General features: G+C 41.0%; 8 protein-coding genes and 1 pseudogene. 7 read left to right on the top strand and 2 right to left on the bottom strand.

The window, feature by feature from the left end; all coding sequences use genetic code 11:
* Positions 1 to 193: 193 nt before the first annotated feature.
* Positions 194 to 306, bottom strand: a pseudogene (locus ADA55_RS31355) (hypothetical protein); the annotation flags it as partial.
* A gap of 30 nt (positions 307 to 336) precedes the next feature.
* Positions 337 to 1,608 (bottom strand): cation:dicarboxylate symporter family transporter, encoded by a 1,272-nt coding sequence (locus tag ADA55_RS08400; RefSeq protein ID WP_048681940.1) that lies wholly within the window; start codon positions 1,606 to 1,608, stop codon positions 337 to 339.
* A gap of 206 nt (positions 1,609 to 1,814) precedes the next feature.
* Between ADA55_RS08400 and ADA55_RS08405 the strand changes: the two genes are divergently transcribed.
* The 7 genes from ADA55_RS08405 (at position 1,815) to ADA55_RS08435 (ending at position 10,908) form a co-directional block, all read left to right on the top strand.
* Positions 1,815 to 3,086 carry a sensor histidine kinase gene (locus tag ADA55_RS08405; protein ID WP_048681945.1) on the top strand — a complete coding sequence of 424 codons (1,272 nt, stop codon included), beginning with the start codon at positions 1,815 to 1,817 and terminating at the stop codon, positions 3,084 to 3,086.
* The gene (locus tag ADA55_RS08410) at positions 3,083 to 4,003 is read left to right on the top strand and encodes a response regulator (protein WP_048681949.1); all 921 of its coding nucleotides are present in this window, start codon (positions 3,083 to 3,085) and stop codon (positions 4,001 to 4,003) included. The genes ADA55_RS08405 and ADA55_RS08410 overlap by 4 nt, the downstream gene beginning before the upstream one ends.
* 448 nt (positions 4,004 to 4,451) lie before the next feature.
* Positions 4,452 to 6,791 (top strand): RNA polymerase recycling motor HelD, encoded by a 2,340-nt coding sequence (gene helD / locus ADA55_RS08415; RefSeq protein ID WP_048681954.1) that lies wholly within the window; start codon positions 4,452 to 4,454, stop codon positions 6,789 to 6,791.
* 104 nt (positions 6,792 to 6,895) lie between these two features.
* On the top strand, positions 6,896 to 7,111 hold the full coding sequence (locus tag ADA55_RS08420; RefSeq protein ID WP_048681957.1) for a hypothetical protein: 216 nt from the start codon (positions 6,896 to 6,898) through the stop codon (positions 7,109 to 7,111).
* Between the two features lie 35 nt (positions 7,112 to 7,146).
* Positions 7,147 to 7,278, top strand: coding sequence for a small, acid-soluble spore protein L (sspL, locus tag ADA55_RS08425; protein WP_034304091.1), 132 nt, complete (start codon positions 7,147 to 7,149; stop codon positions 7,276 to 7,278).
* Between the two features lie 260 nt (positions 7,279 to 7,538).
* Positions 7,539 to 10,709 carry an ATP-binding cassette domain-containing protein gene (locus ADA55_RS08430; protein ID WP_048681962.1) on the top strand — a complete coding sequence of 1,057 codons (3,171 nt, stop codon included), beginning with the start codon at positions 7,539 to 7,541 and terminating at the stop codon, positions 10,707 to 10,709.
* A complete protein-coding gene (locus tag ADA55_RS08435; protein WP_048681965.1) occupies positions 10,693 to 10,908 on the top strand; it encodes a hypothetical protein in 216 nt (71 codons plus the stop codon). Before ADA55_RS08430 ends, ADA55_RS08435 begins: the two co-directional genes overlap by 17 nt.
* Positions 10,909 to 11,128: the final 220 nt, after the last annotated feature.

Consider the following 11,128-nt stretch of genomic DNA (forward strand, 5'->3'; position numbering starts at 1 on the left):
AGCCATAAAAATAGACAAACTCGATTTTCATCGAGTTTGTCTACAGTCTGTAAGCCCTCCCATAAAGGAGGGCTTTTATATCAATTCCCCAGACTTTTGTTATTCATCAACCACATCTGCCATTTCATCAAAATCGGAAATTACGATCCAGCACTAGAAATACCTGGGTTTGTCATCTCGAAAGGATAACTTGTATCGGAAAGTTTTCGACTGCACGCAATGTTTGGATATATAGTATGCATGCACTGGTACTTGTTTTGATCCCAAGAAGTCTTTCTCAATACGTTCGTCATGATTTATTTGGATTGTTGACACCGCGTTTCCTCCTTTATAAGGTTATGCTACGTCTGATTGTTTAATTGAATCAACGTAATGGTTTGCTTTATCCTGGTCAAATTCCCCTTCCCATTTCGACATGACAATCGCCGCCAATGAGTTCCCTATGACATTAACCGCTGATCTTCCCATATCCAAAATTCGGTCGATACCGGCAATGAACGCAACACCTTCCACTGGCAGTCCCATAGAACCAAGTGTTGTTAAAACAACAACAAATGAGGCACCCGGAACGCCAGCCATTCCTTTTGACGTTAACATCAAGACTAGTAACATAGTGATCTGTTGTGTAATGGATAAATCTATACCATACATTTGTGCCACGAAAAGTGAAGCAAGTGCTTGATAAATCGATGAGCCGTCTAGATTAAACGTATAGCCTGTTGGAATAACAAAGGAAGTAATGGATTTCGAGCAGCCAAACTTTTCCATTTTATCCATAAGCCTTGGTAATACCGACTCTGAACTTGCTGTTGTAAATGCCAAAATCAATTCATCCTTTAACACTTTCAGGATAACGAAAATGCTTGTCCCTGACATTTTCGCTATAATTCCAAGAATGGCGAATACAAAGAATACCATCGTCACATAAACAGCAATTACTAGGTTCCCTAAAGGAATTAATGTTGCGATACCAAATTTTGCAACGGTTACACCAATCAGCGCAAACACACCAAAGGGGGCAAATTTCATGACTAGATTCGTCACCCAAAACATTACTTCCAACACACCTTCAAAGAATCCAAGAATAGGCTTTCCTTTTTCGCCTATCGCAGCGACACCTAAGCCGAATAAAACAGAAAAGAAGATAATCGGTAATAAATCCGCTTGAGCCATTGATTCAAATACATTTGAAGGAACAATATGAGAAATTGTTTCTCCAAAGCCACTGCTACCAGCGGTATTTGTTGTTTCTTCATATTTTGAAATATCACTTTTTTCAAGATTGCTTGTATCTAAGCCAGACCCTGGGTGGAACAAGTTTGCCGCCAGTAATCCAATAACAATGGCAATTGTGGTGACAATCTCAAAATAAAGAAGAGTCTTCCCGCCTAATTTTCCTAGTTTCTTTATATCGCCGACTCCCGCTATGGAGACGATTAATGCAGCCATGACGATCGGGATGACGATCATTTTAATTAAATGAATGAAAATATCCCCGATAGGCACCAAAATGGCCATGACTGTTTCATTACCATGGAATAAAGCACCGACAACGATACCTAGTACAAGTGCAATAAAAATTTGAGTAGCTAAGCCAAACCTTTTCATTTGAATTCCTCCTTTGATAGTTGCCCTTTTGTTAACGCTTTCATTTTTTGGATTATTTCAAGTTTATGCTCATCCTACTGGAACCTACTGAATCCTACTGATACTTACAAGGGACAGAAAAAATAATAATTTCAGTCAAAACCCTTCTCACTTTTTTACCTTTTCATATGTTATGTTTTTAATATAGTAACTGGGGAGGGACCGTATTGAAAAAGAGTATAAGGATATTACTATTGATTATGATTGCGGTGCCTCTTGCGGGCGAATTCAAGTTTTACCCCTTCGATGATACATTCAGAGTCAGTTTGGGAACCCCCGTCTTCTTCTTGTTTTTACTATGGGGGAGAAGCATCCACCCGATTATTGCAGGCATAGTGACGGGAATGAGTGTGTTTTTTTTACGTTTTTCACTGGCTGTCGGGATACGGGACATATCCGTTGAGGATGCGATGTATCTTCATGTTCCCGCCTTTTTCTACTACTTCATTTACGCGTTGGCCTTTCATAAAACGAAATTGAACGAACGGCATGATCAGCCGTTTATGATCGGGCTTTTAGGGGTATTGATCGAGCTTTTTGCAAGTGTATCGGAGATGACGATCCGATCCATCCTGGCGAATCAGGACACACCCTTGCTAGCCATTGACCAACTTGTTTTAATCGCCTTTATTCGAAGCTTTTTCGTTCTCGGCTTTTTTAATATATTAAAGCTGAGAGAAGCGAAATCCGCAGAAGCGGAGCAGCGCATGCAAAAGGAACAAATGTTGCTTTTCATTTCAAGTTTGTATGAGGAATCGGTTCAACTGAAGAAAACGATGCAAAATGCGGAAGAAATCACCCGCACTTGTTATGATTTTTACCGTCGGATAAAAACAAGGGGAACTAATGGAAGCGATGCGCAAACTGCGTTGCAGATTGCCGGTCTCGTGCATGAAATCAAAAAAGATAACCAGCGGATTTATGCCGGGCTATCGAAACTTATGTCATCCGAAAACCTGCAGGAATATATGAAGATCGAAGACCTTGGTAACATCATGATCGTGTCCAATAGACGATATGCAGAGTCCCTTCGCAAAGTTATTACATTTACCTTGCATATAGATGATGACCATCCCCGCTATCATGTATATATGGTATTATCATTAATAAATAATTTATTGGCCAATGCAGTGGAAGCCATTGAAGAAGAAGGATACGTATCACTGCATGTGAAAAGGAAAGATAAATTCGTGGAGTTTTGCATCTGTGATAATGGCCCCGGCATTGCGCCGAAGCAGAAGGAAATCGTTTTTACAGCAGGATATACAAAGAAATTCGATGAGGCGGGAAACCCTTCGACGGGAATTGGCTTATCGTATGTGAAACAAACAGTTGAAAAATTTGGAGGACATATCAGGCTAATGGATACCTATAAAGAAACCGTATTCATCGTAGGAATTCCGATTGATGCTATTATGGAGAAAGGGTTAACGAGATGAATTATTTCATTATAGATGACGATCCTGCCATTCGAGGAATGTTGACAGAGATAATTGAAGACGAAGATTTAGGCAAAGTGGTGGGAGAAGCAGAAGACGGAGCTTTAGTTAATAATGGCTTGTTGCTTTTAAAAAAAGCAGACGTTGTCTTAATTGATTTGCTCATGCCATTAAGGGATGGAATTGAAACGATCAGGTCTCTTGCTGATGGATTTCAAGGGAGATTTGTTATGATTTCGCAAGTGGAATCGAAAGAACTGATTGGAGAGGCGTATAGATTAGGAGCGGAATACTACATTACAAAACCGCTGAACCAAGTTGAAATTTCATGCATATTAAACAAAGTGAACGAGCGAATACTGGTAGATCAATCGATCCAGGGCATTCAAAAGTCGTTGAACGTGTTTACGGGCCGCCCGAAGTCTTCGAAAGTGCCCTCCATTCATACAAAAAGTATCATGGAAGCCGGACGGTCCTTAATTTCTGATTTAGGTATGATTGGCGAAGGGGGAAGCGAGGATTTATTAAACATTTTAGGATTCCTCCAAAATGAAAAGCAAAGACTCGGTCCTGCCTACACATTTCCATATTTAAAGGAGATATTTGCTGGGATTGCTGCTGAAAAGCTGGGAGGTCAAGCGAAAGAGGCCGAAATCCAGAAAGAAATGAAAGCTTCTGAGCAGCGTGTCCGTCGCGCACTTAACCAGGCACTCATCCATATCGCTTCATTAGGATTGACGGATTATATGAATCCAAAATTCGAAGCCTATTCATCCACATTTTTTGATTTCTCGGAAGTCCGCAAAAAAATGCTGGAGCTAGAAGACAAAAGCAAAAAAGTAAGCAGTCAGAGCCGCAATAATATGAAAAAGTTTATCCAAGTGCTGTTTATGGAAGCAAGGCAGATGATGAAATAATAAACCAGTAACACAAGTTGAATAGATTGAAAATTCACAAAAACATTTTATATTTTTCGATGAAAGAAACATAAAGACAAATCCGTTTATATGGATTTGTCTTTATCGCTATTTCCTCCGTATTTTTTTATAAACAGTATGACATTGTTTCAAGTCTATAGAAAAAAGAACTAGCAATGAGGCTTTCTAATATGTAGGCATAAAAATAACCAGCCAAGCTATTGCTCAACTGGTTACTGGCTTTACATGTTAAATTAATGTTTAAAATGAAGATTCATTATGGCAACTGTTGTGCAAAAATACATTGATATCATTCAGAATTTATGATAAATTAGTATAGAAACACATTTAATTATATACAAAAACAGTTTACCCCTTACTATAAGTATAAGGTAAAACTCACCTCTAGTCAACCCCTAATTTCTCATTTTTTAAAGGAGTGTCCGTTATGAACAATGAAATTCGGCAGGAGCAAGAACGTTTGAATGAGGTGATAGATACAATCACGAAACAAATCAGCAAAATAGAAGGAGAAACTTCAAAGCGTAAAAAAGAAGTTGTTAATATCCGTAAACACTTTTGGGATGACCTCAAGGTTAATATTGATACCTTCGATGATTACCTCGAGACGATCATTGGATTGAGGCAGCAGGCTCAAGACTTGTCACAAAGCGAAGGCGCACATAGATATGCGTTCAAGAGGCTGTCAACACTGCGCCGCATGCAGGAAGTGCCTTATTTCGGCCGGATTGATATCACTGAAGAAGGGTCTCCCCAGACGGAACAAATTTATATTGGGACTTCCACTCTTACTGATGCAACAGGAGAAAACTTCATTATCTACGATTGGAGGGCCCCGGTTTCGAGTGTTTATTATGACTATCCTCCCGGTCCTGTAGAATACTCCACTCCCGGAGGCGTAATTCGGGGAATGCTGGAGAACAAGTGGCAATACACCATCAAAGGAGGCGTTATCGAATCGATGTTCGACACGAGTCTCACCATTGGGGATGAGATCCTGCAGCAGGTACTGGGCAAGGGAACGGATAAGCATATGCACAGTATCGTGTCCACCATTCAACGTGAGCAAAATAGGATCATCCGGAACGATCGCGGACGTCTGCTCATTGTTCAAGGTGCCGCTGGCAGCGGGAAGACATCAGCTGCCCTTCAACGGATCGCTTACTTGCTCTACAAGAATCGAGAAAGGCTGAAAGCCGATCAAATCATTCTATTCTCTCCTAACTCCATGTTTAATAACTACGTATCCAATGTGTTACCCGAACTTGGCGAAGAGAATATGCAGCAGGTAACATTCCAGGAATACCTGGATCATCGTCTGACTGACTCTTTTCAAGTTGAGGATCCTTATGAGCAATTGGAATATTTGCTGACTGCAGCGGATGATCCTTCCTATAGCACCAGGACAGCGAGTATCCAATTTAAGGCATCCATTCGCTTCTTTGAAATCATCAAGACCTACAGACAATCACTTGAGCAATCCGGAATGATCTTTAGAGGGTTAAAGTTCCGAGGGGAAACGCTCGTCTCCGCCAAACAAATCTCGGAAAGATTTTATAACACAGACACCACATTAAGATTTCACAATAGGATTGAAAAGCTGAAAGAGTGGTTATGTGAGCTACTTGATGAAAGGGAAAAGTTTGAGTTGAAACAACCTTGGGTCGAGGAGGAAATCGAGTATCTCAGCAAAGAAGACTACCAAAAGGTATACACCTATTTAGAGAAAAAACGCGGTGATGATGAAGATTCCTTTGACGATTATGAGATAGAGAATAAAATGCTTGCGCGTATGATTGTTCGAAAGAAATTGAAGTCGTTACGCAAACGGATAAAAGCACTTCATTTTATCAATATTAAGGGAATATACAAGCAACTTTTTGACGAACAAATACGGCTCGAACTGTGGAATGAAGGTGAAACACCTGCCGAAAGGGAAATTTGCTTATCAACCCAAAAAATGCTGGAAGAAGGTAAACTGTATTACGAAGACGCGACTCCATTTTTGCTGCTGAAGGAGTTAATTCAAGGATTCCAGTCGAATACTTCTATAAAATATGTGCTTGTTGACGAAGCACAGGATTATTCCCCATTTCAATTCGAGTTTTTGAAACGATTGTTTCCTTCTGCCAGGATGACCGTGCTCGGTGACTTTAACCAGGCAATATTTGCTCATGCCAGCGAACGGGTGGATTTCCAGACTCTTACCAGTTTATACGGGATAAGTGAAACCGAGAGCATAACCTTGGATCAAAGCTACAGATCCACAAAGCAGATTATAGAATTCACACGTGAACTAATTCCAGAAGGCCATCGAATTAAGGCGTTCAATCGTGAAGGCGAGAAGCCTGTACTCACTCAAGTGTCCAGCCGTGATGAATTGCACCGCAAAATCATGTCTAAAGTCAAAGACTTCCAAAGCCATGAGTACAATACAATCGCAATAATCTGTAAATCTGCTGCCGAAAGTGCCGCCGCATACGATGCCCTTAGTGTCCACGGTGAAATTAAACTCGTACAGAAAGGCACAAATGAATATGAACAGGGTGTAGTCGTTATACCGGCTTATTTGGCCAAAGGCATCGAATTCGATGCAGTCATCATTTATGATGCATCCATGCAAACATACGGTGATGAGAGCCTGCGTAGATTGTTCTACACCGCATGTACCAGGGCTATGCATGACTTGCAAATTTATACGGTTGGCGAACCCAGTCCCTTCTTGAAAAACGGTGCAACGGAGAGTTTCCTTCTGACCTCCAAATAACAAAGAATGGAGTCATTATTAGTGCTTCCTTTTTTCTCCTTTCATTTTATTGCTCTTTTATCGAAATACTATAAAAGAAAAGCTTTAGAAAAGGAGGAGATGGATTGACTAAAGATAAAGAAAATGGCGCGGAAACGGGAGCAAATCATGCTGCTGGTGAAGCAACAACTCAATCAGTTAATGATGGTCATTATCATTATCCAGGGCCCATGGAAGAAGGCTATAGCGGAAATGGAAGAGCAGTACAGCCTGCCGGGAAAAAAGATCCTGATGTTCCTCAGAACAAAGACACATTTAATTACACCCGTAATGTAAAGTAGATCTGTCCAACATCATATACTTGGAGGTGAAGGAAATGAGTAAAAAGACAGGAAGAGGTCGCATTGCACCAAGTGTTAACCCGCAGGGACATGGAAAAGATGTGGAATTCTCCACCGAGCCTAAAAGCGATCTTGAAAACAAGGCAAAAAAGTCCAATACAAAATAAGCGTATTGGATAAAAATGTGGTCATGCTTTATAAGGAATGCCCTTCTCTTAGTCGAGAGGGGCTTTTATAATCTAAAAGAAGGTTTAATCATCTTAAAAATCCCATCCTTACTCCCCGTTTTTTGTCGATGGATCATACGTTTTTGAAGGAGCGGAATGTGAAAGAATAAAAGGATGGGGTTACCGATAAAAAAATACCAAATACATATACTGCTGTGCTAATATGAAAGACTGAGCTTAAAAAATGAGAGGAGTTACAAATGAAAATAAATCGATTAATAGCGAACAATATAAGCCATTTAGATTCATCACTTCCAGACGACCAATCATTAGGAATTGCTGGTTTATCAGGTTCAGGGAAGACGACTTTTTGTCAAACCATTGGCGAAGAATCCAAGAAGCGTCTCGTTTCCTTATTGCCGAAGTCTGAATATCAGTATTTATTCCCTAATATTATGGAAACCAACTTCAGTGCCATCAAGATGGAGGAAATGCCGCTGGTCCTTTTTCTCGGCAAATCATCCATTTCAGCTAATCCCCGTTCGACCATTGGCACACATACTGGTGTGTTTAAAGAGATTCGTGTTTGTCTTGCAGAAAAATTCAATCTTTCTCCGGAAGTTTTTTCATTTAATAATGCCTTAGGCTGGTGCCCCACTTGTAAAGGACGCGGTACGACGAAAAATGTCGAATGTCCAAAGTGTGAGGGGAAACGCTACAATCAAGAAGTCGAGCAATATACCATTGAATTATTAGATCGCCCGCATACTATATCCGATATCAACAACTTAAGCATCGAAACGATCCTTTCACTCGCAGAGACCTTACATATTAGTGAAGCTAAACAGCATATTCTCCAAAATATAATCAATATGAATATTGGTTATTTAGGCTTGAACCGTATTATGGGGACAGTGTCAGGAGGGGAATTAACCCGGCTTTATTTGGCCGAATTCATGGCTACAAGTGAAAATACCGTGATCATCATCGATGAAATCTCCGTCGGTCTTGATCATCAAACCCTTTTGAAAATTTTAGAGCAGATTAAGCAATTAGGTTATAAAAATCAAATTTGGCTCATTGATCACTCAGATACGGTGTTGGATAGCACTGATGACCAATTGTTCTTTGGACCCGGCAGCGGAAAATATGGCGGGAAAATCGTTGAGGAATCACCGCGGCCCAAACCAATCAGCTGGAAGCGAAATGAAGCAGCGCCTACTGAATACTATCAATTTCAGGATCTTTACTGCCGTAATATTCAAATGGAAGAAATCCGCATTCCCAAGAATAGACTCGTTACCTTTACGGGTGAGTCAGGCTGCGGTAAATCTACACTAGTCAATGAATGCATCTCCAAAGATTTTCAGAAGCGGTATCCAAAGGATAAGCTGGTCATGGTCGGGCAGGACCGAAATAAATCGATCACCAGCCGGTCAACCGTTGCGACGTTTCTTGATATTAAAAAGAAGCTAACCAAATACAGTGATGAAATTGATGATATTTTTCAGCGTTCGATCGAAGATATCATCGAAGAGTTGCCATCTGAAGACATCGCACATAAACGTTTGAGCTTATTGATCAAACTTGGGCTTGGTTATTTGACGTTAGAAAGAAAAACACAAACACTATCGACGGGTGAATTTCAATGTGTCCACTTAGTTTCCGAGCTGTTTGCGAAGACAAGGAACCCGCACACGCTGTTCATTTTTGACGAGCCTTCAAAAGGGTTATCGCAAAATATTTTAAACCAATTCATTGACAGTGTCAGGGTCATTCTGGATGATGAATCCGTCTCCATCATCATGATTGAACATAATGCCTATATGCTGGAAAGCTCGGATTATATCGTGGATTTTGGTAAAAGACAGCTAACGCCTGTCCAGCATCTTGACGTTGTCAGTCATGATGATTATTACAGTCACAAAGACAGTGACGAACGGGTGGAGCCATTGCATATCTCTTCCACGCTCCGGTCAAAAACTGGTATCGATTATTTACAGGAAAATCATCTGGACTATTTCAAAAACGCAGAGAACGTCTATAAGGGCGGAATTTTAAAAAGCCTATCACCAATCGCTCGCGTGATATATGGGGAGTACGAGTCCGACACGATAGCCCCTGTGATCGCCATTGATCTTGAACGCCACTTGTACAGCCAATATACGTTTCTTTATGAATTGGGCGGAATGATCAACCATATAGTGGCTGCACATCCGACCAATAAAGATACAAGAAGCTTCGATTTCTATTCAGCAGAAAATCATTGTCCAAGCTGTTCGGGACGCCGGGTCATTGAAAAATTCGATTTCGATGTAGTCATACAAGACAAAAACGTGCCATTCTGGGATGGTTTATTACATCCGGACGTGATGGAAGTATTAAAATATTATCAGCATTCCAAACTGCAATTCCTGTTTGATGAGATCAAGAATGAACTCGGTCACGACATTAGTAAAAGCTATAATGAGATGACAGATGCCGAAAAGCATACCTTCTTATATGGGTATTGGGAAAAGTCCTTTTACGATAAAGCAGGCAAGGCATCGCGAATTTGGGAAGGGTTCAATTTCATCATTGGGCGCTATATCTTCGTATCGAAATCAACCATTAAAGAGCAGATGAAAGAAACAAAAGAGATGATCGACTGTCCAGTCTGCCAAGGAACGGTTCTCAAACATCATAAAAAGCTGATGTTTGGTGATACGGACATTCGCGAGATCATCCAACAGCCAATTGATCAAGTCATCAAAATTGTAGGAAAGCTGCCGGAACTGGAAAAACTAAAAGCGATTGTGGGCGGCGATATCGCACTCACTGATGATGTCTCATTCCTTCCACGTGAAACAAAAGCGGCGTTGAAAATGCTCGAGCTCGAGCTAGCAAGCTTCGTCGGCTATGAAGTGGTTTTACAAAATACCCAACCATTCTGGGACAGCATTAAAGGCAATATCGAAGCAATCAGCAGCAAAAATCAGATTACCATCTGTGACTTTTCCAATATTAACGAAACAAGAGAAACCATTATTGATAAATATTTCACCAATGGCAAATACAAAAAACTAACCTATGTCTATGAAGCATTCGGCTACAAAAAAATCGTTACCCAAATCAATAAAATTAAAGCAAGTCATAAATGCCCGTTCTGTAATGGCAAGAAAGTCATTTCAGAAGACAACATCCATGACGGTGTGTATAAATTAACGATCCCTTGTGTGAGCTGTCATGCCAGTGGCATCGATGATGAAGGGCGTAAAGAAATCGTCGAAAGCATCGACGTCCAGACCTGGCTGACAGGGAAAGTGAAGGATGTCGTGGCTGAAAGTGAACGTACCGAGGCCGTTGCCGATATCCCCATATTCGCCCGGATTCGTGAATTGAACAAACGAGACATGATGGCGGTTTATCAATGCCTTGACGAGAAAAAATAAAGTGAAAAGTCCGCCGGAAATGGCGGACTTTTATTTTGGGGACATAAGGGATCGGAGTCCGAATAGTGAGGTGAAGGTCGAAAAAAATTCGCGGGCGGTCGAATACTATGTGGTTCAGGACGATAAACTGGTCAATGACCAAGACAGTGCAGACAGTCGGCGAAAAGTGATTAAAAACAAAGTTGATAGGAGTGGGTGAGCGAGACTCCTGCGGGAAAAGCGTGTCCAAGGGAGATCCCACAGGTGCAAAAGCGCCGAGGGCGGACCGCCCGCGGAAAGCGAGTGCCTGGAGGGAGATCGGCGTTCCATGTTTTATAAACCCTCATAAAAACTGTAGACAGAAGGGGTTTTATCTAAATTCCAAAACGGAGTTGATTGGAACGGAAGGTACGAGACTCCTGCGGGAAAAGCGCGTCTAG

Origin of the sequence: Bacillus sp. 220_BSPC, assembly GCF_001054655.1 — a bacterium.
GTDB classification, from domain to species: domain Bacteria; phylum Bacillota; class Bacilli; order Bacillales; family DSM-1321; genus Peribacillus; species Peribacillus frigoritolerans.